Here is a 25,076-nt window from a genome sequence, read left to right on the forward strand (position 1 = left end):
CCCGAGGAGGGCCGCCGCAGGTGGCGGCGGGTCCGTCGGGGCGGGATGTCCTGCCTGGCCCTCGTCCTGGCCGCCACGCTCGTCGTCGGCGGCGTCCTCTTCGCCTTCGGCAGCCTGCGCTCGCTGCTGCCGAGCTTCGACTCCGATGACTACTCCGGACCGGGCCACGGTCGGGTCGAGGTGCGGATCGACGAGGGGGCGAGCGGTTCGGCCATCGGCGAGCGGCTGGAGAAGAAGGGCGTGGTCAAGACCGCCAGTGCCTTCACCTCCGTGGCGACCGCCCAGCCGGAGGAGGCGGCCTCCATCCAGCCGGGCACCTACGCGATGAAGCGGGAGATGAGCGCGGCGGACGCCTTCGACCGGCTGCTCCAGCCCAAGGCGCGCATCGACGACGGGGTGACGATCAGCGAGGGCCTGTGGCGCTCGGAGGTCTACCAGAAGCTCTCCGGGGCCACCGACGTCCCCGTCTCCGAGTACGAGAAGGCGGAGAAGTCACCGAAGCTGAAGCTGCCCGAGGAGGCCGGGGGCGACGTCGAGGGCTGGCTCTTCCCGTCGACCTACGACTTCAACGACAAGGCGCCCGCGGTCGACCAGCTGAACCGGATGATCGAGCAGACCGTCTCGCACCTGAAGGAGGCGAAGGTTCCGCGCTCGGAGTGGGAGCGCACGCTCACCGTCGCCTCCATCGTCGAGGGCGAGTCCGGCGCGGCGGACCGCGGCAAGGTGGCCCGCGTCATCGAGAACCGGCTGGCGGACCCGAAGGGCCCCACGCGCGGCATGCTGCAGATGGACAGCACGATCCACTACATCCTGCAGAAGCGGGGGACCGTGACGACCTCGGACAAGGAGCGCAAGTCCGACAGTCCGTACAACACCTACACCAACGCCGGACTGCCGCCCGGCCCGATCAACAACCCGGGCGCCGCGGCCATCGAGGCCGCCGCCCACCCGACACCCGGGAAGTGGGTCTACTTCGTCACCGTCGACCCGAAGACGGGCGAGACGAAGTTCGCCGAGACCAAGGCCGAGCACGAGAAGAACGTCCAGGAGTTCTGCCGCAACACCGGGAAGTGCCAGTGACGACCAACCGGTGCGCTGTCCTCGGCTCGCCCGTGGCGCACTCGCTCTCCCCGACGCTCCACGCGGCCGGTTACGCCGCCTGCGAGCTCACCGGGTGGGAGTACACCCGCCACGAGGTGGACGAAGGGGGCCTGCCCCCCTTCGTCGCCGGTCTCGACGACTCCTGGCGGGGGCTGAGCCTGACGATGCCGCTCAAGGGGGTGGCGGTGGAGCTCGCGGGGAGCCTGAGCGATCTCGCCCGCGAGGCGGGCGCGGTCAACACCCTCGTGCGGACCGCGACCGGGTGGGCCGGCCACAACACCGACGTCGCCGGCATCGTGACCGCGCTGCGGGATGCCGGCGCGGACCGCCCCGGCAGAGCCACCGTCATCGGCTCCGGCGCCACGGCCCGCTCGACGCTGCTCGCCCTGCGGGAGCTCGGGGCGGAGCAGGTGGTGGTCGCGGCCCGCAGGCCCGACCGCGGCCGGGCCCTCGCCGAGTCGGTCACCGGGGTGAGCGCGAGCGTGGTCGACCTGGCCACCTGGCCCACCACTCCCGCGGACGTCGTCGTGAGCACGCTGCCGGGCGGTGACGCCGGCCTCGCCGCGGCCGAGCCGCTGGCCGAGCACGACGGGGGGCTCTCCGGGACCGTCCTGCTGGACGTCGTCTACGCCGACTGGCCCACCCCGCTCGCCCGGGCCGCCGCCGAGCAGGGGGCACAGGTCGTCTCCGGGCTGGAGATGCTCGTCCACCAGGCCGCGGAGCAGTTCCGGCTCTTCACCGGGCACCCGCCGCCGGTGGCCGCGATGTACGCGGCCGGACGGGCCGCGCTGGGCCACACCCCGGACGCCTGAGGGGCCGGGGCCGCCGGGATGGAAGGATGCCTCCCATGTTGCGTTGGTTGACTGCCGGTGAGTCCCACGGCCAGGCCCTGGTCGCGACCCTGGAGGGTCTCCCCGCGGGGGTCGAGGTGAGCACCTCGGACGTCGCCGCCGCCCTCGCCCGCCGCCGTCTCGGTTACGGCCGCGGTGCCCGGATGAAGTTCGAGCAGGACGAGGTCACCTTCCTCGGTGGGGTCCGGCACGGTCGCACGCTCGGCTCCCCGGTGGCCGTGATGATCGGCAACACCGAGTGGCCCAAGTGGGAGACCGTCATGAGCGCCGACCCGGTCGAGACCGAGGCGCTCGCCGGGGCCGACGACGTGGGAGCCGAGAAGGAGCTGGCGAGGAACCGGCCGCTCACCCGCCCGCGTCCCGGGCACGCGGACCTCGTCGGCATGCAGAAGTACGGCTTCGACGAGGCGCGGCCGGTGCTCGAGCGCGCCTCCGCACGCGAGACCGCCGCGCGGGTGGCGCTGGGGGAGGTGGCCCAGCGTTTCCTCGAGCAGGCCTACGGGATCCGGCTCGTGGCCCACACCGTCGAGATCGGCGGGGCGGGCGGGTCCGGCGAGGCCCCGCTGCCGGTGCCGGAGGACGAGGCCACGCTCGACCAGAACCCGGTCCGGGCGAGCACGCCCGAGGCCACCGAGGAGATGGTCGCCGCGATCGACGCCGCCAAGAAGGACGGTGACACCCTGGGCGGGGTCGTCGAGGTGCTCGCCTACGGCCTGCCGCCGGGGCTGGGCTCGCACGTGCACTGGGACCGCCGTCTCGACGCCCGGCTGGCCGGTGCCCTCATGGGCATCCAGGCCATCAAGGGGGTCGAGGTCGGCGACGGCTTCACGACCGCCCGCCGGCGGGGCTCGGCCGCCCACGACGAGATGGAGCGCGACGACGAGGACACGATCCGCCGGCGCACCGACCGCGCCGGCGGGACCGAGGGGGGGATGAGCACCGGGGACGCGCTGCGCGTACGGGCCGCGATGAAGCCGATCAGCACGGTGCCCCGGGCGCTGGACACCGTCGACGTCACGGCCACCGACCCGGCCACGGCGATCCACCAGCGCTCCGACGTGTGCGCCGTCCCGGCGGCCGGGGTCGTCGCCCAGGCCATGGTCGCCCTCGTCCTCGCGGAGGCCTGCGTCGAGAAGTTCGGGGGCGACTCGGTCGCGGAGACCGCCCGCAACCACCGGGGCTACCTCGAGTCGATCCCGGAGCTGATGCGGACGTGGACCCCGTGAGCGGGGCCCCCTTCGTCGTCGTCATCGGTCCGCCCGGGGTCGGCAAGTCCACCGTGGCCGCGGAGCTGGCCGCTCGCCTCGGGCGCACCCTCGTCGACACCGACGCGCTCGTCGAGGAGCGGGCCGGGGCCGCGATCGCGGACATCTTCCTCGACCGGGGGGAGGCGGCCTTCCGGGAGATGGAGAGCGAGGCCGTCCTCGACGGCCTCCGGCAGGAGGGCATCGTCCTGGCCCTCGGGGGCGGGGCACCGATGACCCCGGCGGTCGGGGAGGCGCTCGAGGGGCACCGGGTGCTCCTGCTCGACGTCGGCATCGCCGATGCGGCGCGGCGCATCGGGCTGAACGTCTCGCGGCCGCTGCTGGGCGTGAACCCGCGCCGGAGCTGGATCGCGACCATGCGGGAGCGGCGCCCCACGTACGAACGGCTCGCGAGCTGGCAGGTGGACACCTCCGGCCGCGACGTCCCGGAGGTGCTCGAGGCCGTGCTGGCGGCCATGGGGGAGGCGCGATGAGCGAGGTGACCCGCATCCCCGTCGGCACCGACTACGACGTGCTCGTCGGGCAGGGGACGACCGCCCACGTGGCCGAGCTGCTGCCGACCGGCGTGGCCCGCGTCCTCCTCGTGCACGGGGAGCCGCTCGCCGGCCTCGCCGCCCCGGTGCTCGAGGCGCTGCGGGGCGCGGGGGTGGAGGTCCACGTGGCGGCCGTCCCCGACGCCGAGGCCGCCAAGACCGTCGAGGTCGCCGCGGACCTGTGGGGCCGCATGGGCCGGGCGGGTTTCACCCGGAGCGACGCCGTCGTCACGGTCGGCGGCGGCAGCGTCACCGACCTCGGCGGCTGGGCCGCCGCTGCATGGCTGCGCGGGGTCGCGGTCGTGCACGTGCCGACGACCGTCCTCGGGATGGTCGACGCGGCGGTCGGCGGCAAGACCGGCGTGAACACGGCCGAGGGGAAGAACCTCGTCGGCGCCTTCCACCCGCCCGCCGGCGTGCTGTGCGACCTGGAGCACCTGACGAGCCTGCCCCCCGCCGACCTGTCGGCCGGCCTCGCCGAGGTGGTCAAGGGCGGCTTCATCGCCGACCCGCGGATCCTCGACGTCATCGAGTCCGATGGAGGCGGGGTCCAGGACCCCGCCTCGGCCGCGCTGCGGGAGGTCATCGAGCGCAAGATCGCGGTCAAGGCGAGGGTCGTCGCCGCGGACCTGCACGAGTCCGGCCTGCGCGAGATCCTCAACTACGGGCACACCCTCGGCCACGCGATCGAGCACCACAGCGGCTACCGGATGCGGCACGGGGAGGCCGTGTCGATCGGGATGGTGTACGCGGCAGAGCTGGCCCACCGCAGTGGTCGGATCGAGGCCGACCTGCTCGAGCGGCACCGGTACGTCCTCGGCCTGCTCGGGCTGCCGACGAGCTACTCGGGTGCGGACTTCGAGGAGCTGCTCGAGGCGCTGCGCCGGGACAAGAAGACCCGTGGGTCCATGCTGCGCTTCGTCGTCCTGGACGGCCTGGCCGAGCCCGGCCGCCTGGAGGGGCCGGAGGAGTCGTTGTTGCAGGAGGCCTTCGCGGCGCTGGGATGATCGGCGTGACCGGCACGGTCGGGGTCGCCGGGTCTCACCCGTCCAGGTCGGCCGCGTGCACGGTGATCGCCACCTGGACCCGGTTGTCCGCGTCGAGCTTGTCCAGGATGTGCCCGACGTGGGCCTTGACGGTCGCGACGCTCATGCAGAGCCGGGAGGCGATCTCGGCATTGGAGTGCCCCGCGCCGACCGCCCGGGCGACCTCGAGCTCGCGGTCGGTCAGGTCTGCCAGCCGGCCGCGGGCGTCGCGGCGGGCGGTGGCCTGCCCGGCGGAGCGGGCCGACCGGACCTGGTCCAGGACCCGGCCGGTGATGCCGGGGGAGAGGATCGAGGAGCCGGCCGCGACGAGCCGCACGGCCTCGACGATCCGCTCGGGCTCGGTGTCCTTGAGGAGGAAGCCGTCGGCGCCGTGCCGCAGGGCCCGCATGACGTCGTCGTCCGCATCGAAGGTCGTCAGGACGATGACCTTGCTCGGCGACCCCGAGCGGGCCAGCTCCTCCGTGGCCGCGAGACCGTCGAGGCGTGGCATCCGGATGTCCATGAGCACCACGTCCGGGCGTTGCTCGGCGATGAGGGAGAGACCTTCGCGCCCGTCCTCCGCCTGCCCGACGACGATGATCCGCTCGTCGCTGCCGAGGATCATCGTCAGGGCGGTGCGCACCATCGGGTCGTCGTCGACGAGCACGACGCGGATCTCGCTCATGGCCGCCACGGTAGCCGCGCCACGAGACGGTGCTCGTCATCGCCCTCCCAGCCGTGCCGCAGCTCGCCACCGGCCAGCTCGACCCGTTCGGTGAGGCCGAGGAGCCCGAGGCCGGCCCCCGGCACCTGTGCGTCGGGCTGGGCCACCGAGCGTCGGTTGGTCACGGCCACCTCCAGGCCCTGACCCGCGCTGCCGTGCAGCGTGAGGCGGACCAGGCTGCCCGGTGCGTGCTTGCGCGCATTCGTCAGCCCCTCCTGCACCACCCGGTAGGCGGTCCGGGAGATCGAGCCGGGCAGCGTGTCGAGATCCGCGACGTCCTCATCGAGGACGACCCCCGTCCCCGCGGCACGGGTCGTCTCGATGAGGTCCTCGAGCATCGTCAGGTCGGCCTGCGGCGCAACGCTGTCCGAGACGGAGTCCGGGTCGCGCAGCACCCCGAGGACCTCCCGCAGGTCGGTCAGCGCCGCGTGCGCGTTGTCGTTGATGGCGGCCACGGCGGAGCGACGTTCCTCCTCGGGGAGATCCTCGCGGTAGGCCAGCAGGCCGGCGTGCATGCTCACGAGCGAGATCCGGTGGGCGAGCACGTCGTGCATCTCACGGGCGATGTCGGTGCGCTCGGCGGCCCGCGCCTGCGCGACGCGGGCACGCTGCTCGGCGAGGGCGGTGTGCGCCCGATCGACCCAGGCACGGACCAGCGCGCGCCGGGACCCGATGGAGTAGCCGACCGCGACGATCACTGCCGTCAGCAGCAGGCCGATCAGGGCCTCGGCCCAGAGGGGGAGGGGCTCCCCGGTGGGGAAGAGCCGCGTGTAGGCGACGCCGACGGCGACCGTCAGCAGCGTGAGCGGCACGATCTCGCGCCAGCGCTGCCGGGTCGCCACCGAGCACAGCACGACCGTCTGGGCCCCCACCGCGCACGTGGAGACCAGGGTCAGCAGGGTCGTGACGACGCCCGTGGTCATCGGGAGTCGTCGACGCAGCAGCAGCAGACCCGTGGCGAGGACCCCGACGACCGGGTCGACGACCACCATGAGCAGGGGGCGTACACCCGCCGGCTCCTTCCCGCTGTCGGGGAAGGCCACCGCGATGGTCACGAGCCAGAGGCCCCCGCCGATGAGGAGGGCCAGGAGCACCCGCCCGGTCGAGGTCCACCACGTCATCCGGTCGGGGATGCGCTCGGGCAGTGGCGTCTCGGCTCCGGCGGTCACCACACCCACGGTACGTGGGGCCGCGTCCGACCAAAGTCGTAGACGAAGTTCAGACCCCGGGCGGATGTGCGCCCGGCGGGGTGGCGCGCATGCTGGAGGACATGATCACAGTGGAGCACCTGACCAAGCGCTATCGCGGCTTCACCGCGGTGGACGACATCTCCTTCGAGGTGCACCCCGGCAGCGTCACCGGCTTCCTCGGCCCGAACGGTGCGGGCAAGTCCACCGCGATGCGGATGATGACGGGCCTGACCCCGCCGACGTCGGGAAGTGCCACCGTGCTCGGCCGCGACTACCGGGACCTGCCCACTCCGGGTCGGCACGTGGGGGTCATGCTCGATGCGTCCGCCCAGCACCCCGGCCGCAAGGGCGGTGAGGTGCTGCGGCTGGCCGCCATGCACCTCGGCCTCGGCAAGGAGGAGGTGGCCGCCGCGCTCTCCCGCGTCGGACTGAGCGAGAAGGAGGCCTCCCGCCGGGTGCGCAACTACTCCCTCGGCATGCGCCAGCGCCTCGGCCTGGCCGCCGCGCTCCTGGGGCGCCCCCAGGTGCTGATCCTCGACGAGCCCGCCAACGGGCTGGACCCGCAAGGCATCCACTGGATGCGGGGCCTGCTGCGTGACTTCGCGGAGGCCGGCGGCACCGTCCTGCTCTCCTCCCACCTGCTGAGCGAGGTCCAGGTCATCGCCGACGAGATCGTCATGATCGGCTCCGGCCGGATCGTCACCCGCGGACGCACCTCCGAGCTGCTGGACTCCCGGGGGACGCGGGTGCGCTCGATCGACGACGAGCGCCTCGTGGCCGCCCTGGAGCGGGCCGGTACCGAGGTCACGCGGGACCGGTCCGGTCTCGTCGTCGCCGCCCCGCCGGAGCAGGTCGGCCGCGCCGCCCTGGACGCCGGCGTCGTCCTCCTGGAGCTGCGCGCCGGCGGCGCGGGCGGCCTGGAGGAGATGTTCCTGGAGATCACCGCCGGTGATGCACGCGAAGGAGTCGCCGCATGAGCACCACGACCGCACCCGAATCGACCTCCCCGGCCCGGCCCCCGCTGGCCGATGTCGGCGGCGTGCCCTTCCACCGGCTCGTCGCCATCGAGCTGCGCAAGGCCGTGGACACCCGGGCCGGCACGTGGCTGATGATCGTCATGGCATCGATCTCCCTCGTCGTGGTGGGCGCCTATGCCCTGTGGGGCCCGGAGTCGGAGCAGTCCTTCGGCGTCCTCCTCGGCCTGACGAGCGTGCCGCTGGCGATGCTGCTGCCGATCGTCGGCATCATGCTCGCCACCCAGGAGTGGAGCACCCGCACCGGCCTGGTGACCTTCACCCTCGAGCCGCGCAGGGGACTGGTGATCACCGCGAAGCTCATCGCCTCGCTGATCCTCGGGCTCGTCGTCATGGCCGCGGCCTTCGCGGCCGCCGCGCTGGTCACGGGGGTGACGGGCGGGGAATGGACCCTGACGGGCATCTCGGCGTGGGGCCTCGTGCTGGCCGTGGGCATCTACGTCCTGCAGGGCGCGGGCTTCGGGCTGGCCTTCCTCAACACCCCCTTCGCCATCGTCGCCTCGCTCGTCCTGCCCACCGCCTGGTCGATCGCCACCTCGCTCGTGACGAAGCTGACCGACGTCGCGCCGTGGCTGGACCTGGATCGGACCACCGGCCCGCTCACCGGCGGCACCATGGCGGGCCAGGACTGGGCCAAGCTGGCCACCTCCGTCCTGGTCTGGGTCGGCATCCCGATCGCCGTCGGGACCTGGCGGGTGCTCCGCCGCGAGATCAAGTAGGGCCCGAGCAGCCCACCCCGAACCCTCGGCCCGGTCGTCATCAGGGGGACGGCCGGGCCGAGCTCTGTCTGCTGCCGCGGTCAGGTGGAGGCCGCGGTGCGGACCTCCTCGTGCGGTGCCGTCGCGGACATGATCGAGACGATCTCGGCGGCGTCCCGCTCGTTCAGGACTCCCCAGCCGGGCCGGTAGCCGTACACCTCCCCCAGGGGGAGGGCCTCACGGTGGCCGTTGAGGACCTCCACGTCATCGACGGTGAGCAGGCCGGGGTGCCAGACACCGCACGCCTCGGAGACCTTCAGCAGGTCGCGGCGGAGGGTACGCACGTAGTTCGCGACGCGCACCGACTTCAGCTCGGGGTCCAGGCCCCGGGCGAGCCAGTGGTTCTGGGTGGCGATCCCCGTGGGGCAGCGGTCGGTGTGGCACTTCTGCGCCTGGATGCACCCGATCGAGAGCATCGCCTCGCGGGCGACGTGGACCATGTCCACACCCATGGCGAAGGCGACGAGCGCGTTCTCGGGCAGGCCGAGCTTGCCGCTGCCGACCCACGTGACGCGGTCGGCGATGCCGGCCTCCTCGAAGATGCCGAGGACCCGGGGGAAGGCCAGGCGGAAGGGCAGGGCCACCGCGTCGCTGAAGACGAGCGGGGCGGCGCCGGTGCCCCCTTCGCCGCCGTCGATGGTGATGAAGTCGACCCCGCGGGTGCCGTCCTTCATCGCCTCGGCGAGCTCGTGCCACATGTCCTCGACGCCGATCGCGGACTTGATGCCGACCGGCAGGCCGGTCTCCTCGGCGATCCACTCGACGAAGTCGAGCATCGAGTCCACGTCGTGGAACTCGCGGTGGCGGGCGGGGGAGACGCAGTCCTGGTCCTCCGGGATCCCGCGGACCCGAGCGATCTCGGAGGAGATCTTCTCCGCGGGCAGGTGGCCGCCCAGCCCCGGCTTGGCGCCCTGGCTGAGCTTGATCTCGATGGCCCGCACGGGCGCGGAGGCGACCACGTCCTTGAGCTTGGCCATGTCGAAGCGGCCGTGCTCGTCCCGGCAGCCGAAGTAGGCGGTGCCGATCTGGAAGAGAATGTCCCCACCCTGACGGTGGTACTCCGAGAGCGAGCCCTCCCCGGTGCAGTGCATGATGCCGGCCTGCTTCGCCCCGGCGTTGAGCGCGGTGATCGCGTTGCCGGAGAGCGACCCGAAGCTCATCGCGGAGATGTTGACCACGGAGTTCGGCCGGAAGGCGTGCCGTCGCCCGCGGGGTCCGCCGAGGACCTTGGCCGAGGGGATCGTGATCAGCTCGTTGTCGCCGACCGTGGAGGAGGCCGCGACGTCGGAGAAGGTGCGGTGCTTGAAGATGGGGTAGCCGTCGACGCGCTCGACGTCGTTGTCGGTGCCGAAGCCGAAGTAGTTGTTCTGGTTCTTCGACGAGGCGTACACCCAGGTGCGCTGGTCCCGGCTGAAGGGACGCTCCTCGTCATTGCTGGTGACGATGTACTGGCGCAGCTCGGGACCGATCTTCTCGAGCAGATATCGCGCATTGGCGACGACGGGGAAGTTGCGCTTGAGGGCGTGCCGACGCTGCAGGAGGTCCCGCGCTGCGAGACCGGCGGTGCCGGCGGCGAGTGTGGCGAGTACGGCGTTGGTCTTCATGGCAGCCATCCTGCACCTTCCGGGCGGACGTTAGGATGCAAGGCGGCCCCCCGCATGTCCGAGTGCGGGGCAGGCACCCGAAGACGACCCCGAGGCGAAGGTGAGCACCACACGTGGCAACGACGAATGATCTCAAGAACGGCATGGTCCTGAAGCTGGATGGTCAGCTCTGGTCGGTCGTGGAGTTCCAGCACGTCAAGCCCGGCAAGGGCCCCGCCTTCGTGCGCACCAAGCTGAAGAACGTCACCAGCGGCAAGTCCATCGACAAGACCTTCAACGCCGGGACGAAGGTGGAGACCTCCAACGTCGACCGGCAGACGATGCAGTACCTCTACAACGACGGCACCGACTACGTCTTCATGGACCCCCAGACCTACGACCAGGTGCCCGTCACCCCGGACGTCGTCGGCGAGGCCAGCCGGTTCCTGCTCGAGAACAACGAGGCGACCATCGCCCGGCACGAGGGCAATGTCCTCTACATCGAGCTGCCGCCCTCGGTCGAGCTGGAGATCACCTACACCGAGCCGGGTCTGCAGGGCGACCGTTCCACCGGCGGCAGCAAGTCGGCCACCGTCGAGACCGGCGCCGAGATCCAGGTCCCGCTCTTCCTCGAGCAGGGCACCCGGGTCAAGGTCGACACCCGTGACGGCTCCTACCTTGGCCGCGTGAACTGAGTGGGAGCTCGGACCAAGGCCCGCAAGCGGGCCGTCGACCTCCTCTTCGAGGCGGAGTCGCGTGGTGTCGACGCCGGCGAGCTCGCCCGGGAACGGGGCGAGCGGCCGGTGACCCCGGCGGCGCTCAACCCCTACACGGTCACCGCCGTGCAGGGGGTCGTCGAGCACTGGGCGGAGATCGACGAGGCACTCACCACCTACAGCCAGGGGTGGAGCCTGGAGCGGATGCCCGACGTGGACCGTGCCATCCTGCGCCTCGGCGCGTGGGAGATCCTCTTCGCCGAGGACATCCCCGACGGCGTCGCCGTCAGTGAGGCCGTCGCCCTCGCGACCGAGCTGAGCACCGACGAGTCCCCCCGTTTCGTCAACGGGCTCCTGGGCAGGATCGTCGAGGTCAAGCCCACCCTCGTGTGAAGGGAATCCCGTGAACAAGACCGCCGACCCGAGCGCCGAGCGGCCCGACCGTGGCGCCGTCATCGGGCAGGGACTCGTCTGGCTCTCCCGGTGGACCGTGCGCCTCCTCGTCGTCCTCGTCGGTGCGGCGGTCCTCCTCTGGCTGCTCGGCAAGCTGTGGGTCGGGGTCTTCCCGATCCTGCTGGCGCTGATCGTGACCACGCTGCTGTGGCCCCCGACGGCCTGGCTGCGGCGGCACGGCCTGCCCCCGGCGCTCGCGGCGGCGCTGGTGATCATCGGTGGCCTCATCATCTTCTTCGGCGTCCTCGGCGCCATCACGCCGTCGATGGTCAGCCAGTCCACCGACCTGGCCGACCAGGCCTCGAAGGGGATCGCCCAGCTGCAGGAGCGCCTGGCCCAGCCCCCCTTCAACCTGGACACCGCATCGATCAACGAGGCGGTCGGCAAGGCCACGACGTGGCTGCAGCAGCAGGGTGGCCAGATCGCCTCAGGAGTCTTCGCCGGCGCCTCCGCCGTGGGCTCCGGGCTGGTCACGCTCGTCCTCGTCCTCGTGCTCGTCTTCTTCTTCCTCAAGGACGGGCCGAAGTTCCTCCCCTTCGTCCGCCGAGTCGCGGGGGCCCGGCCGGGTGCCCACTTCACCGCCGTGGCCACCCGCAGCTGGGACGTCCTCGGCGGCTTCATCCGCACCCAGGCACTCGTCTCGGCCATCGACGCCGTCTTCATCGGCCTCGGCCTGGTGCTCATCGGGGTGCCGCTCGCCTTCCCCCTGGCCGTGCTCACCTTCTTCGGTGGGTTCATCCCCATCATCGGAGCCTTCGCCATCGGCGCGCTCTCGGTCCTCGTGGCGCTGGTCTCCCAGGGCCTGACCTCCGCGCTGCTCGTCCTGCTGCTCATCGTGCTCGTGCAGCAGCTGGAGGGCAACGTCCTCTCGCCGCTGCTCCAGGGCAAGACGATGGACCTGCACGCGGGTGTGATCCTGCTCGCCGTGACCATCGGCGGCACCCTCTTCGGGATCGTCGGAGCCTTCCTCGCGGTTCCCGTCACGGCCGTGCTGGCCGTGGTCCTGCGCTACCTGAGCGAGCTGGTGGACGAACGGTCCGAGGAACCGGCGGAGGTCGCGACGGTCGCGGAGGGGGACGAGACGGACGCAACGGCCCCCGGCGGGGACGAGACCCGGAGCGGGGAGCAGGACGACGAGGCGAGTGCTGCCGCCGAGGAATGACCCGTGAGCACCCGCATCCGGCTCGTCGGCCCCGAGGACCCCTGCCTGGCGGACCTGGCAGCGATCGAGGACGCCGGCGAGGCGCTCTTCGCCGGTCACCTGGACACCAGCGGGTGGGCGCCGGCGCCGCCGGGCACCGAGCGCGTCGGCCGGCCGGGCTTCCTGCTCGTCGCCGGTGACCCGGCGATCGGCTTCGCCCACGTCACCGACCTCGACGGGCACGCACACCTGGAGCAGCTGAGCGTCCATCCCGACCACGGCCGCCGCGGGACCGGGCTGGCGCTGGTGCGCGCGGTGCTGCACGAGTGCGCCCGCCGCGGCATCGCGTCGATCACCCTGTGCACCTTCGCCGAGATCCCGTGGAACGGGCCCTTCTACACCCGTCTCGGATTCCTCGAGGTCGAGGAGGTGGCCGCCCCCGGGCCGGTCCGGCAGCTGCGCCGCCGCGAGCGGGAGGCCGGACTGGACCGCGGCGGTCGGCGGGTGGTCATGCGCGCCGCCGTGGCCACGGGCTCCGTCGCCCCACGCCCTGCCGTCAGCGTCATCCCACTGCGGGACGGGCCGGAGGGGCTGGAGGTCTTCGTCCAGCACCGGCAGTCCACGATGGACTTCGCGGCCGGCGCGGTCGTCTTCCCCGGCGGCCGGTGCGACCCCGAGGACGAGGCGAAGGGGGCGGCCCTGCCCCTGCCCGAGGACGTCCTGGCCGAGCACGTGCACCGGTGGCGGCGCCTCCGGCGCGAGGGGAGGGGCCCAGCGGAGCGGGCCCGCACGCTCGTCGCGACCGGGGTGCGGGAGCTCGCCGAGGAGACCGGGATGCACGCCGACCCGGCGGCACTGGTGCCCTGGGACTGCTGGGTGACACCACCGACCTCACCGAAACGCTTCGACGTCGCCTTCTTCGTCCTCCACGTCCCGGCCGCTGGGCCGGACCAGCCGAGCCATCGCACCAGCGAGGCCACGGACTCCGCCTGGGCCCCGGTGGAGCGGGTGCTGCGGGACCAGGAGGTCGGCCGGCTGACACTGCTCACGCCCACGCGCGTGCTGCTGCGCGAGCTGGCCGACCTCGGTGACGTCGCCACGGTGCTCGGCCGGCGCCCGGTCGTCCTCGGCGAGGTGGACGACGCGCCCGGTGCCCGGCCGCGGGCGGGTGACGCGCCGCGACCGGGGTGAGGGAGCAGGTGCGTCGACGACCGCGTCGTCCACGTGGTGGCCGGGGCGGAGCCCGGAGCGCTCGGGCGGTATCGTGCCCCATGACCGACATCCTTTAACCACCTGTCCCGTGAGGCAGGGAAGGAGGTCCGAACGCGCATGCGTCCTGACTTCGTCGAGCCCTCCGGCCCGACCGACCCACCATCCGCTCGCGAGGTCCTCGCCGCCGGGGACGTCGCCCGGGCGCTGCGCCGCATCGCCCATGAGATCGTCGAGCGCAACAAGGGTGCCGAGGACGTCGTCCTGCTCGGCATCCCCAGCCGCGGCGTGGAGCTCGCGCGGCGACTCGGCGAGCTCATCGGCGAGATCGAGGGGCACCCGGTGCCCGTCGGCTCCCTCGACGTGACGATGTACCGCGACGACCTGCGCGGCCGCCCCACGCGCACGCCGCACCAGACGAGCTTCCCCGCGGCCGGCGTCGACGGCCGGGTCGTCGTGCTCGTCGACGACGTGCTCTACTCCGGCCGCACCGTGCGTGCCGCCCTCGACGCCCTGGCCGACTACGGCCGCCCCCGGGTCGTGCGCCTCGCGGTCCTCGTCGACCGCGGCCACCGGGAGCTGCCGATCCGCGCGGACCACGTCGGCAAGAACCTGCCGACCTCGCACGCCGAGCGGGTCACGGTCCGGCTGCTCGACCACGACGGCGTCGCCGACTCGGTGACGATCGCGGGAGGTGACCGGTGATGGGTCGCCACCTGCTGAGCATCGCCGACCTGGACGACCGGACCCTGCACTCCGTGCTCGCCACGGCCGTCGAGATGCACGACGTGCAACGCCGCGAGGTCAAGAAGATCCCGACCCTGCGGGGCCGGACCGTGATCAACCTCTTCTTCGAGGACTCCACCCGCACCCGCTCCTCCTTCGAGATCGCCGGCAAGTGGATGAGCGCGGACACCATCAACATCACCGGCAAGGGCTCCTCCGCCTCGAAGGGGGAGTCGCTGCGGGACACCGTGCGCACCATCTCCGCGATGGGCGTGGACGCCATCGTCATGCGCCACGCGGCATCGGGGGCGGCCCACCAGGTCGCCCGGTGGTTCGACGAAGGGTCCGTGCCCGCCAGTGTCGTCAACGCCGGGGACGGGATGCACGAGCACCCGACCCAGGCGCTGCTGGACGCCTACACCCTGCAGCGCCGATTCGGCGACCTCACCGGGCGCCGGGTGGCGATCGTCGGCGACGTCACGCACAGCCGGGTCTTCCGCTCCAACGTGCTGTGCCTGCCGCGGCTCGGTGCCGAGGTCACCGTGGTCGCCCCGCCGACACTGCTGCCGAGCGGCGCCGCGCAGTGGGCGGCAGCGGACGGCTTCGCCATCAGTCACGACCTGGACGAGGTCATCGACTCCGGCGTCGACGCGCTCATGATGCTGCGGGTGCAGCGGGAGCGGATGTCCGGCGGCTTCTTCCCGACCCCGCGGGAGTACACGGTCGGCTACGGCCTGACCCGCGACCGGCTCGCCGCCCTGACCGCGGCCTCCCCGGAAGCGGTCATCTGCCACCCCGGCCCGATGAACCGTGGCCTGGAGATCGCGGCCGAGGCAGCGGACGCCGCGAGCAGCCTCGTCCTGGAGCAGGTCAGCGCGGGGGTCGCGGTGCGGATGAGCGTCCTGTACCACCTGCTGGCCTCGGACGTCACCGACGACGGAGCGACGAAGGGGAGTGCAGCATGAGCGCGGACCTGCTGATCACCGGAGCCCGGCCACTGGGCGGGCAGGCCACCGACGTCCTGGTGCGCGACGGGGCCATCGCGGCCCTCGGCGCCGACGCGACCAGCGATGCCGGCGGCGCCGAGCGCGTCGCGGCCGACGGCCTCGTCCTGCTGCCCGGGCTGGTCGACCTGCACACCCACCTGCGCGAACCCGGCCGGGAGGACGCCGAGACGATCAGCACCGGCTCCCTCGCGGCCGCCGCCGGCGGGTACACCGCGATCCTGGCCATGGCCAACACCGAGCCGGTGACCGACACCGCCGAGGCCGCCGAGCGCATCCTCGACCTCGGGGCGCACACCGGCGCGGTCGACGTGCACCCGATCGGTGCGGTCACCAAGGGCCTGGCAGGCGCCGAGCTGGCCGAGCTGGGTCTGATGCACCGCTCCCGGGCCCGGGTGCGGGTCTTCTCCGACGACGGACGCTGCGTGCACGACTCCCGCGTGATGCGCCGGGCCCTGGAGTACGTGCGGGCCTTCGACGGGGTCATCTCCCAGCACGCCCAGGACCCGGGGCTGGCCGGCCCGGAGGCCTGCTGCCACGAGGGAGAGGTCAGCGGCCGGCTCGGGCTGCCCGGGTGGCCGGCCGTCGCGGAGTCGGCCATCATCGCCCGCGACGCCGAGCTGGCGCTGCACACCGGGTCCCGGGTGCACGTCGCGCACGTGAGCACCGCCGAGGGGGTCGAGGCGGTGCGCTGGGCCAAGCGCCGCGGTGCCCGCCTCACCGCCGAGGTCACCCCGCACCACCTGCTGCTCACGACGGACCTGCTCACCGGCTACGACCCGGTGTACAAGGTCAACCCGCCACTGCGCACCGCGGAGGACGTCGAGGCCCTGCGGGACGCCCTGCTCGACGGCACGATCGACGCGGTCGCGACCGACCACGCGCCGCACGCGCGGCACGACAAGGAGCACGCCTTCGTCGACGCCGCCTTCGGGGTCCTCGGCCTGGAGACCGCCTTCGCCGTCGTCCACGACGCGCTCGTGGCCACCGGCCGGATGTCCTGGGCGGACCTGGCCGACCGGATGTCGACCACCCCCGCCCGCATCGCCGGGCTCGCCGACCAGGGTCGGCCGATCGGGGTCGGGGAGCCGGCCAACCTCGTGCTCGTCGATCCCGCCGCCCGCGTCACCGTCGACGCGGCCACGTCCCGCTCCATGTCGAGCAATACCCCCTTCGCCGGACGCACCCTCACCGGGGCCGTCCGCACCACGTTCCTGCGCGGTCGGGCCACGACCGCCGATCGAGAGGTCAGTGCATGAATCAGGTCAAGCAGTGGGCCACCGAACCCGCGGTCCTCGTCCTCGAGGACGGACGCACCTTCACGGGTCACGCCTACGGCGCCGTCGGCGCGACCGTCGGCGAGGCGGTCTTCAACACCGGGATGACCGGGTACCAGGAGACGCTCACCGACCCCAGCTACCGGGGCCAGGTGGTCGTGATGACCTCACCGCACGTCGGCAACACCGGCTGGAACGACGAGGACGACGAGTCCGGTGCCATCCAGGTCAGCGGCTACGTCGTGCGGGACCCCGCGCTGCGCCCGAGCAACTGGCGCTCCCGGCGTTCGCTCGAGTCTGCCCTCACCGAGCAGGGCGTCGTCGGCATCGCCGGGATCGACACCCGCGCCCTCACCCGCCACCTGCGCGAGCGAGGCGCCATGCGCGTCGGCATCTTCTCCGGCGAGGCGCTCGCGGACGGGGCCCTCCTCGTGGAGCGGGTCACCGACGCCCCGACGATGGCCGGCTCCGCCCTCGCGGAGGAGGTGAGCACCGCCGAGTCGTACGTGGTCGAGGCGAAGGGGGAGAAGCGCTTCACCGTCGCCGCCCTGGACCTCGGCATCAAGACGATGAGCCCGGTCCGGCTCGCCGAGCGCGGCATCGAGGTCCACGTCCTGCCGGCCACCGCGACGATGGCCGATGTGCGCGCAGTCTCCCCGGACGGGCTCTTCTTCTCCAACGGCCCCGGCGACCCGGCCACGGCCGGCCAGCAGGTCGAGCTGCTGCAGGAGGCCCTCTCCGAGGGGCTGCCCTACTTCGGGATCTGCTTCGGCAACCAGCTCTTCGGTCGGGCCCTCGGCTTCGGCACCTACAAGCTGAAGTACGGGCACCGCGGCATCAACCAGCCGGTCATGGACCGTTCCACCGGCAAGGTCGAGGTGACCGCCCACAACCACGGCTTCGCCGTGGACGCGCCGCTGGAGAAGGTGACGACCACCCCCTTCGGCGAGGCCACCGTGAGCCACGTCTGCCTCAACGACGACGTCGTCGAGGGACTGGAGCTGCACGGGGCCGCGGGCAGGCTCCTCGGCTTCTCCGTCCAGTACCACCCCGAGGCCGCGGCCGGCCCGCACGACGCCGCCTACCTCTTCGACCGTTTCCTCGACGTCCTCGAGACCGCCAACACCAAGGAGAACCAGGCCTGATGCCCAAGCGTGACGACATCAAGAGCGTCCTCGTCATCGGCTCCGGCCCGATCGTCATCGGCCAGGCCTGCGAGTTCGACTACTCCGGGACCCAGGCCTGCCGCGTGCTGCGGGAAGAGGGCATCCGGGTCGTCCTCGTCAACTCCAACCCGGCGACGATCATGACCGACCCGGAGTTCGCCGACGCCACCTACATCGAGCCGATCACCCCCGAGGTGGTCGAGAAGATCATCCGGCGCGAGCGCCCCGACGCCGTCCTGGCCACGCTCGGCGGGCAGACCGCGCTCACCACCGCGGTGGCGCTGCACGACGCCGGCGTCCTCGAGGAGTACGACTGCCCGCTCATCGGCGCCAGCGTCGAGGCGATCCAGCTCGGCGAGGACCGGGAGCGCTTCAAGGGGGTCGTCGAGCGCTGCGGCGCCGAGTCGGCCCGCTCGATCATCTGCAACGCCCACGGCGCCCCGGACGGGGCCACACCCACCGAGGAGGTCGACCTCGCCCTGGAGCGGACGGTGGCGGCCGCCGAGGAGCTGGGCTACCCGGTCGTCGTGCGCCCCTCCTTCACCATGGGCGGCCTCGGATCCGGCTTCGCCTACGACGAGGAGGACCTGCGCCGCATGGCCGGCGCGGGGCTGCGGGCCAGCCCCACCACCGAGGTGCTCCTCGAGGAGTCCATCCTCGGGTGGAAGGAGTACGAGCTGGAGGTCATGCGGGACAAGGCCGACAACGTCGTGGTCGTCTGCTCCATCGAGAACGTCGACCCGATGGGTGTGCACACCGGTGACTCCATCACCGTCGCGCCGGCCCTGACCCTCACCGACCGCGAGTACCAGCGGATGCGTGACATCGGCATCGACGTCATCCGCGAGGTCGGCGTCGAGACCGGCGGCTGCAACATCCAGTTCGCCGTCAACCCGAGGGACGGCCGCATGATCGTCATCGAGATGAACCCGCGCGTCTCGCGCTCCTCAGCGCTCGCGAGCAAGGCGACCGGCTTCCCCATCGCGAAGATCGCCGCGAAGATGGCCATCGGGTACACCCTCGACGAGGTCCCCAACGACATCACCAAGGAGACGCCGGCGAGCTTCGAACCGGCCCTGGACTACGTCGTCGTCAAGGTGCCGCGCTTCACCTTCGAGAAGTTCCCGGCCGCGGACCCCACCCTCACGACGACGATGAAGTCGGTCGGCGAGGCCATGGCCATCGGGCGCAACTTCACCGAGGCTCTGCAGAAGGCGCTGCGTTCGGTCGAGCGCACCGCCTCCTCCTTCCACTGGGCCGGCGACGAGCCGACCCGCGAGCAGGCCGCGGCGCTGCTGGAGGAGGCCCGCACCCCGACCGACGGTCGGCTGCTGCGGGTGCAGCAGGCGATGCGCGGCGGGATGAGCGTCGAGGAGGTCCACGAGGCCACCGGCATCGACCCGTGGTTCCTCGACCAGATCGAGCTGGTCAACGGCCTCGCCCAGGACATCCACGACGCCGAGGAGCTGGACCCGCAGACCCTGCAGGTCGCCAAGCGCCACGGCTTCTCCGACGCCCAGATCGCACGGCTGCAGCGGATGGACGAGGCGGTCGTGCGCGGGGTGCGCCACGCGCTCGGCGTGCGGCCGGTCTACAAGACCGTCGACACCTGCGCCGCCGAGTTCGCCGCCCTCACGCCGTACCACTACAGCAGCTACGACGTGGAGACCGAGGTCGCGCCGCGGGAGCGCCCGGCCGTGATCATCCTCGGATCCGGCCCGAACCGGATCGGCCAGGGCATCGAGTTCGACTACTCCTGCGTGCACGCCAGCTTCACCCTGCGCGAGGCCGGTTACGACACGGTGATGGTCAACTGCAACCCGGAGACGGTCTCGACCGACTACGACACGAGCAGCCGGCTGTACTTCGACCCGCTGACCCTCGAGGACGTGCTCGAGGTGATCCACGCCGAAGGTCAGGCCGGGCCGATCGCCGGGGTGATCGTCCAGCTCGGCGGCCAGACACCGCTCGGGCTGGCCCGCGAGCTCAAGGCCGCCGGGGTCCCGATCGTCGGCACCACGCCGGAGGCGATCGACCTCGCGGAGGACCGGGGCCACTTCGGCCGGGTCCTGGCCGAGGCCGACCTCAACGCGCCCAAGCACGGCACGGCCTTCAGCGCCCAGGAGGCCGTCGAGATCGCCCGCGGGATCGGCTACCCGGTCCTCGTGCGCCCCTCCTACGTGCTCGGCGGCCGGGGCATGGAGATCGTCTACGACGACACCACGCTCTCCGAGTACGTCACCCGGGCGGCCGTGGCCAGCCCGGAGCACCCGATCCTCGTCGACCGCTTCCTCGACGACGCCGTCGAGATCGACGTGGACGCCCTCTACGACGGGCAGGAGATGTACCTCGGCGGGATCATGGAGCACATCGAGGAGGCCGGCATCCACTCCGGCGACTCCAGCTGCACGCTGCCGCCGGCGACGCTCGGTGACAACGAGCTGCAGCGGGTGCGCGAGGCGACCCGGGCCCTCGCCGAGGGGATCGGGGTACGCGGCCTGATGAACGTGCAGTTCGCCCTCGCCCAGGACGTCCTCTACGTCCTCGAGGCCAACCCGCGCGCCTCGCGCACCGTGCCCTTCGTCGCCAAGGCGACCGGGGTGCCGCTCGCCAAGGCCGCGGCCCGGGTCATGCTCGGGGCGAGCATCGCCGAGCTCAGGGACGAGGGCATGCTGCCCCGCGGTGCCGACGGGGGCTCGATGCCCGCGCACGCGCCGATGTCCGTCAAGGAGGCGGTGCTTCCCTTCCAGCGCTTCCGCACCAAGGAGGGCGAGGTCGTCGACTCGCTGCTCGGCCCGGAGATGCGTTCGACCGGCGAGGTCATGGGCGTCGACACCACCCTTGGTGCCGCCTTCGCCAAGAGCCAGCTCGGCGCGGTGCGGGGCGGCCTGCCGACCTCCGGCACGGTCTTCGTGTCGGTGGCCAACCGGGACAAGCGGGCGATGATCTTCCCGATCAAGCGCCTCGCCGACCTGGGCTTCACGATCCTCGCGACGACCGGTACCGCGGATGTGCTGCGCCGCAACGGGATCGAGTCGGAGGTCGTCACGAAGCGCTCCGAGCGCGTCGAGGGGGAGGCGAGCATCGTCGAGCGGATCCTCTCCGGGTCGGTGGACCTGGTCTTCAACACCCCGTCGGGCCAGGACGCGCGCGCCGACGGGTACGCGATCCGCGCGGCCACGACCGCGATGGACAAGCCGATCGTCACCACCGTCCAGGAGCTCGGGGCGGCCGTGCAGGCCATCGAGTCCCGCCGGGACGGCGAGCTGCAGGTCAAGCCGCTGCAGGAGCACGCCCGGGACCTGGACCTCTACGGAGTCGGGCGGTGAGCACCGTCGCCGCCCGTGAGGGTGCCGGAGTCGTCGCGGTCGAGGCGGAGGTGCTCGCCAACACCTCCGCCGGTGCCTACCGCCGACTCCTGCTCGCGACCCCCGGCCTGCCCGAGCTGGCCGACCCGGGCCAGTTCGTGGCCCTGTCCGTCGGGGACGGCACGAGCTCGATGCTGCTGCGCCGCAGCTTCTCGATCCACCGGGTCGACGTTGGCGCCGGGACCACCGAGATCGTCGTGGCCGTCCACGGGGAGGGCACCCGCGTCCTCACCGGCCTGCAGCCGGGGGAGACGGTGTCGGTCATCGGCCCGCTCGGCCGCGGCTTCCGCGCGCCGGAGGTGCCGGGTGCCTGCGTGCTCGTCGGCGGCGGGTACGGCTCGGCCCCCCTCTTCTGGCTGGCCGAGCGGCTGCGTGAGCAGGGCTGCACGGTGCACCTCGTCCTCGGGGCGGCGACGCGGGAGCGCCTCTTCGGTCTCGAGGAGGCCGAGCGCCTCGGCTGCGAGGTCCTCGTCACGACCGACGACGGGTCGGCCGGCCGACGCGGCTGGGTCTCCGACGTCCTGCCCGACCTCATCACGCGCACCGGGGCCGTGGCCGTCCACGGGTGCGGCCCCATGGGCATGCTCGCGTCGATCACGCGGATCGCCACCGAGCACGGCATCCCGGCCCAGGTCGGCGTCGAGGAGGCCATGGCCTGTGGCGTCGGCCTCTGCATGACCTGCGTGCTGCCGGTCCGCGACGCCGGCGGCACCACGTCGATGGTGCGCAGCTGCGTCGACGGCCCGGTCCTGGACGGCGACCGCGTGCGCTGGGAGGCCTTCTCCGACGGCCGGTGCGAGGTCCCCGCGGACGCCGTGGGTGCTCCGAAGGGAGCCGCCCGATGACCGCCGCGGCCGGGACCGGACCCGACATGTCCGTGGACCTCGCCGGGACGGTGCTCCCCACCCCGATGATGACCGCCAGCGGCTGCGCCGCGAACGGGCGGGAGATACACCGCTTCATCGACATCACCGACCTCGGTGCCTTCGTCACCAAGTCGGTCAAGGCCGACCCCGTCTCGGGTCGGGGCACCCCGCGGATGGCCGAGACCCCCTCGGGCATGCTCAACTCGATCGGGCTCCAGGGCCCGGGGGTGAGTGCCTTCGTCGAGCGCGACCTCGCCTGGCTGCACTCGGTCGGCGCCCGCGTGGTCGTCTCCGTCGCCGGCAACACGGCCGAGGAGTTCGCGCAGGTCACCGCGGCGGTCCTCGACAGCGAGCACCGCCCCGCGGTCGCCGCGATCGAGGTGAACATCTCCTGCCCGAACGTCGCCAACCGCGGCCTCGTCTTCGCCTGTGACCCGTCGGGGGCCCGCGACGTGATCGCCCGGGTGCGTGAGGTGGTGCCGGCGGGCACCGGGATTCCGTTGCTGGCCAAGCTCAGCCCCGACGTGACCGACATCGTCGAGATCGCGCGGGTCGTGCTCGAGGCCGGGGCCGATGCCCTGACGATGATCAACACCACCCTCGGCGTCGCCATCGACACCGACCGGCTGCGGCCCCACCTCGCCGCCGCCACCGGTGGCCTCTCCGGCCCGGCCGTGCGGCCCATGGCGGTGCGGGCCATCTGGCAGGTCGTCGGCGCCATGCGTGCCGGTCGGCTGCCCCGCGTCCCCGTCGTCGGGGTCGGGGGCGTGCGTCACGGCCGGGACGCGCTCGAGCTGGTCGCGGCCGGGGCCAGCGCGATCCAGGTGGGCACCGCCGCCTTCAACGACCCCACCGCACCGTCGCGGGTCGGCCGGGAGCTCACGCGGCTCGTCGCCGAGCGCGGCTTCGACCGCCTCGGCGACGTCGTCGGCATCGCCCACGAGAGGTTCGACTCATGATGTCCGCGGTGACCCCCTTCGGAGTACGGCTGCGGGGCGCGATGGCCGACCACGGTCCGCTGTGCGTGGGCATCGACCCGCACCGCGGCCTGCTCGAGTCGTGGGGCCTGACCTACGACCTCGCGGGGCTCGAGCGCTTCACGATGACCTGCGTCGAGGCCTTCGGCGGGGCGGTCGCTGCGGTCAAGCCGCAGTCGGCCTTCTTCGAGGTCTTCGGCGCGAAGGGGATCGCGGTCCTCGAGCGGGCGTTGACCGAGCTGCGCGAGGCCGGCACCCTCACCGTGCTCGACGTCAAGCGCGGCGACATCGGCACCACCGCCGACGCCTACGGCGAGGCCTTCCTCGGCCAGGACGCGCCGGCGGCCGTCGACGCGATCACCCTGAGCCCCTACCTCGGGTACGAGTCGCTGCGCCCGGTGATCGAGCTCGCGCACGTCACCGGCCGCGGCGTCTTCGTCCTCGCCCTGACCTCCAACCCCGAGGGCGCCTCGGTCCAGCACGCCCGCCTGCCCGACGGCCGCTCCGTCGCAGGGGCGGTCGCCGAGGGGGCGGCCGGCGACAACGCGCCCGCCCGCGAGGCCGGTCGGCTCGGCAGTGTCGGGCTCGTCGTCGGCGCCACGGTCGGGGACGCCGTCCACGACCTGGGCCTGGACCTCCCGGCGATGGCCGGCCCGGTGCTCGCGCCGGGGCTCGGCGCGCAGGGGGCCACCGCGGCCGACGTGCGCCACGTCTTCGCCGGTGCGCTGCCCCAGGTCCTGGCGAGCAGCAGCCGCGACGTGCTCCGGGCGGGCCCGGAGCCGCAGGCGCTGCGGGAGAGGGCCGCCGCGGTCGCGGCCGAGGTCGCCGCCATCACGGCCACGTGAGAAGGTGAGGACCACCCCCTTCGCCGACCCCCGGGAGAAGTCGTGCCCCTACCCCCGCTCACTCCGGAGCAGCGTGCCGAGGCGCTCGCGAAGGCCGGCGCCGCACGTCGTGAGCGGGCGCGCGTACGGGCCGACCTGAAGGCCGGGGTGCTCGCGCTGGGGGAGGTCCTCGAGGGACGCGCACAGGAGGAGGCCATCGCCAAGATGAAGGTCCTCTCGCTCATCGAGGCACTGCCGGGCATCGGCCCGGTGCGCGCCGGCCGGGTCATGGACGACCTCGGCATCGCCCGCTCCCGGCGCATCCGTGGCCTGGGACAGCACCAGGCCGCCGCCCTCGTCGCGAGGTTCGACGGAGCATGAGCCGACCACGCCTGACCGTCCTGGCCGGACCCACCGCCGTCGGCAAGGGGACCGTCGCCGCCTGGATCCGGGAGCACCACCCCGAGGTGTGGCTGTCGGTCTCCGCGACGACCCGCCGCCCGCGGCCGGGAGAGGTCGACGGGGTCCACTACCACTTCATCTCCGGCGAGGAGTTCGCCGACATGGTGCGAAGGGGGGAGATGCTCGAGTGGGCCGTCGTCCACGGGCGCGCCTCCTACGGCACGCCCCGGCGTCCGGTGGAGGAGGCCCTCGAGCAGGGCATGCTCCCGCTGCTGGAGATCGACCTGCAGGGCGCCCGGCAGGTGCGGACCTCGATGCCGGAGGCGAGGTTCGTCTTCCTCGAGCCCCCGTCGTGGCAGGAGCTGGAGCACCGGCTCGAGGGCCGGGGGACCGAGACCGAGGAGGAGCGGGCGGTGCGCCTGGAGACCGCCAAGGTCGAGCTCGCGGCCCGCGACGAGTTCGACGTGGTCATCGTCAACGACGACATTCGTCGCGCCGCGGAGGAACTCGTATCATGGATGGGATCCCACTGACCCCGAACAGAAGGACCACCTCGACGTGTCCGGCACCAAGGCCAACCCCACCGGCATCACCAACCCGCCCATCGACGACCTACTGACCAAGGCCGACAGCAAGTACGCCCTCGTCATCTACGGCGCGAAGCGGGCCCGGCAGATCAACGCCTACTACTCCCAGCTCCAGGAGGGCCTGCTGGAGTACATCGGCCCGCTGGTGGACGCGCAGGTACACGACAAGCCGCTGTCCATCGCGCTGCGCGAGATCAACGAGGGTCTGCTGACCAAGAACGCGATCGACCCCGCGGCCCGGGTCGCGCCGGTCCCGGCCGCGAACGAGCCGATCCTGCCGGACGAGACCGGCGGGG

The 25,076-nt window shown here is 72.7% G+C and carries 25 protein-coding genes; 22 read left to right on the forward strand and 3 right to left on the reverse strand.

Annotated elements, in window-relative coordinates:
- The 5 genes from mltG to aroB all read left to right on the forward strand — a co-directional run.
- The coding region (gene mltG, locus JCO01S_RS12630) for an endolytic transglycosylase MltG (RefSeq protein WP_157074612.1) at positions 1–1,080 on the forward strand (1,080 nt) is incomplete at its 5' end.
- Positions 1,077–1,913: a shikimate dehydrogenase gene (locus JCO01S_RS12635; RefSeq protein WP_068256286.1), complete on the forward strand. Its 837-nt coding sequence runs from the start codon at positions 1,077–1,079 to the stop codon at positions 1,911–1,913. The genes mltG and JCO01S_RS12635, both read left to right, overlap by 4 nt.
- Before the next feature lie 35 nt (positions 1,914–1,948).
- On the forward strand, positions 1,949–3,178 hold the full coding sequence (gene aroC / locus JCO01S_RS12640) for a chorismate synthase (RefSeq protein ID WP_068256289.1): 1,230 nt from the start codon (positions 1,949–1,951) through the stop codon (positions 3,176–3,178).
- Entirely contained in the window at positions 3,175–3,690 is a 516-nt protein-coding gene (locus JCO01S_RS12645; protein ID WP_084342903.1) for a shikimate kinase, read from the forward strand. The genes aroC and JCO01S_RS12645 overlap by 4 nt, the downstream gene beginning before the upstream one ends.
- Positions 3,687–4,757 (forward strand): 3-dehydroquinate synthase, encoded by a 1,071-nt coding sequence (gene aroB, locus JCO01S_RS12650; protein ID WP_068256295.1) that lies wholly within the window; start codon positions 3,687–3,689, stop codon positions 4,755–4,757. Before JCO01S_RS12645 ends, aroB begins: the two co-directional genes overlap by 4 nt.
- 34 nt (positions 4,758–4,791) lie before the next feature.
- On the opposite strand, the gene JCO01S_RS12655 is transcribed toward aroB, so the two are convergent.
- Together JCO01S_RS12655 and JCO01S_RS12660 are read right to left on the reverse strand one after the other, a co-directional pair.
- Positions 4,792–5,460: a response regulator gene (locus tag JCO01S_RS12655; protein ID WP_068256344.1), complete on the reverse strand. Its 669-nt coding sequence runs from the start codon at positions 5,458–5,460 to the stop codon at positions 4,792–4,794.
- Positions 5,457–6,668 (reverse strand): sensor histidine kinase, encoded by a 1,212-nt coding sequence (locus tag JCO01S_RS12660; RefSeq protein WP_157074613.1) that lies wholly within the window; start codon positions 6,666–6,668, stop codon positions 5,457–5,459. Before JCO01S_RS12660 ends, JCO01S_RS12655 begins: the two co-directional genes overlap by 4 nt.
- A gap of 101 nt (positions 6,669–6,769) precedes the next feature.
- On the opposite strand from JCO01S_RS12660, the gene JCO01S_RS12665 reads away from it, so the two are divergent.
- Positions 6,770–7,666: an ABC transporter ATP-binding protein gene (locus JCO01S_RS12665; protein ID WP_068256347.1), complete on the forward strand. Its 897-nt coding sequence runs from the start codon at positions 6,770–6,772 to the stop codon at positions 7,664–7,666.
- Positions 7,663–8,442, forward strand: a complete 780-nt coding sequence (locus tag JCO01S_RS12670; RefSeq protein WP_068256302.1) for an ABC transporter permease — start codon at positions 7,663–7,665, stop codon at positions 8,440–8,442. Before JCO01S_RS12665 ends, JCO01S_RS12670 begins: the two co-directional genes overlap by 4 nt.
- 80 nt (positions 8,443–8,522) lie before the next feature.
- Here JCO01S_RS12670 and JCO01S_RS12675 read toward each other — a convergent pair whose 3' ends face one another.
- Positions 8,523–10,094, reverse strand: coding sequence for an FMN-binding glutamate synthase family protein (locus tag JCO01S_RS12675; protein ID WP_245634439.1), 1,572 nt, complete (start codon positions 10,092–10,094; stop codon positions 8,523–8,525).
- 104 nt (positions 10,095–10,198) lie between these two features.
- Between JCO01S_RS12675 and efp the strand changes: the two genes are divergently transcribed.
- From efp to rpoZ, 15 genes are all read left to right on the forward strand, one after another.
- Positions 10,199–10,759 (forward strand): elongation factor P, encoded by a 561-nt coding sequence (efp, locus tag JCO01S_RS12680; RefSeq protein ID WP_068256308.1) that lies wholly within the window; start codon positions 10,199–10,201, stop codon positions 10,757–10,759.
- The gene (gene nusB / locus JCO01S_RS12685; RefSeq protein ID WP_068256311.1) at positions 10,760–11,173 is read left to right on the forward strand and encodes a transcription antitermination factor NusB; all 414 of its coding nucleotides are present in this window, start codon (positions 10,760–10,762) and stop codon (positions 11,171–11,173) included.
- Positions 11,174–11,183: 10 nt separating this feature from the next.
- Entirely contained in the window at positions 11,184–12,395 is a 1,212-nt protein-coding gene (locus JCO01S_RS12690; RefSeq protein ID WP_068256314.1) for an AI-2E family transporter, read from the forward strand.
- Between the two features lie 3 nt (positions 12,396–12,398).
- The gene (locus tag JCO01S_RS16040) at positions 12,399–13,565 is read left to right on the forward strand and encodes a bifunctional GNAT family N-acetyltransferase/NUDIX hydrolase (protein WP_084342901.1); all 1,167 of its coding nucleotides are present in this window, start codon (positions 12,399–12,401) and stop codon (positions 13,563–13,565) included.
- Between the two features lie 138 nt (positions 13,566–13,703).
- Complete coding sequence (gene pyrR, locus JCO01S_RS12700; RefSeq protein WP_068256316.1) at positions 13,704–14,288, forward strand: bifunctional pyr operon transcriptional regulator/uracil phosphoribosyltransferase PyrR; 585 nt, start codon at positions 13,704–13,706, stop codon at positions 14,286–14,288.
- Positions 14,288–15,274, forward strand: coding sequence for an aspartate carbamoyltransferase catalytic subunit (locus tag JCO01S_RS12705; RefSeq protein WP_068256319.1), 987 nt, complete (start codon positions 14,288–14,290; stop codon positions 15,272–15,274). The genes pyrR and JCO01S_RS12705 overlap by 1 nt, the downstream gene beginning before the upstream one ends.
- The gene (locus JCO01S_RS12710) at positions 15,271–16,572 is read left to right on the forward strand and encodes a dihydroorotase (RefSeq protein ID WP_068256323.1); all 1,302 of its coding nucleotides are present in this window, start codon (positions 15,271–15,273) and stop codon (positions 16,570–16,572) included. Before JCO01S_RS12705 ends, JCO01S_RS12710 begins: the two co-directional genes overlap by 4 nt.
- Positions 16,569–17,735: a glutamine-hydrolyzing carbamoyl-phosphate synthase small subunit gene (carA, locus tag JCO01S_RS12715; protein WP_068256326.1), complete on the forward strand. Its 1,167-nt coding sequence runs from the start codon at positions 16,569–16,571 to the stop codon at positions 17,733–17,735. Before JCO01S_RS12710 ends, carA begins: the two co-directional genes overlap by 4 nt.
- The gene (gene carB / locus JCO01S_RS12720) at positions 17,735–21,085 is read left to right on the forward strand and encodes a carbamoyl-phosphate synthase large subunit (protein WP_068256329.1); all 3,351 of its coding nucleotides are present in this window, start codon (positions 17,735–17,737) and stop codon (positions 21,083–21,085) included. The genes carA and carB overlap by 1 nt, the downstream gene beginning before the upstream one ends.
- Positions 21,082–21,969, forward strand: a complete 888-nt coding sequence (locus JCO01S_RS12725; RefSeq protein ID WP_068256332.1) for a dihydroorotate dehydrogenase electron transfer subunit — start codon at positions 21,082–21,084, stop codon at positions 21,967–21,969. The genes carB and JCO01S_RS12725 overlap by 4 nt, the downstream gene beginning before the upstream one ends.
- The gene (locus tag JCO01S_RS12730; RefSeq protein ID WP_157074614.1) at positions 21,966–22,949 is read left to right on the forward strand and encodes a dihydroorotate dehydrogenase; all 984 of its coding nucleotides are present in this window, start codon (positions 21,966–21,968) and stop codon (positions 22,947–22,949) included. The genes JCO01S_RS12725 and JCO01S_RS12730 overlap by 4 nt, the downstream gene beginning before the upstream one ends.
- Positions 22,949–23,812: an orotidine-5'-phosphate decarboxylase gene (pyrF, locus tag JCO01S_RS12735; RefSeq protein ID WP_157074615.1), complete on the forward strand. Its 864-nt coding sequence runs from the start codon at positions 22,949–22,951 to the stop codon at positions 23,810–23,812. The genes JCO01S_RS12730 and pyrF overlap by 1 nt, the downstream gene beginning before the upstream one ends.
- A 42-nt stretch (positions 23,813–23,854) precedes the next feature.
- Positions 23,855–24,172, forward strand: a complete 318-nt coding sequence (gene mihF, locus JCO01S_RS12740; RefSeq protein ID WP_068256338.1) for an integration host factor, actinobacterial type — start codon at positions 23,855–23,857, stop codon at positions 24,170–24,172.
- The gene (gmk, locus tag JCO01S_RS12745) at positions 24,169–24,726 is read left to right on the forward strand and encodes a guanylate kinase (protein WP_068256341.1); all 558 of its coding nucleotides are present in this window, start codon (positions 24,169–24,171) and stop codon (positions 24,724–24,726) included. Before mihF ends, gmk begins: the two co-directional genes overlap by 4 nt.
- Positions 24,727–24,751: 25 nt before the next feature.
- On the forward strand, positions 24,752–25,076 hold a 325-nt coding region (gene rpoZ, locus JCO01S_RS12750), incomplete at its 3' end, for a DNA-directed RNA polymerase subunit omega (protein ID WP_084342902.1).

Origin of the sequence: Janibacter corallicola NBRC 107790, from assembly GCF_001570965.1 — a bacterium.
GTDB classification, from domain to species: domain Bacteria; phylum Actinomycetota; class Actinomycetes; order Actinomycetales; family Dermatophilaceae; genus Janibacter; species Janibacter corallicola.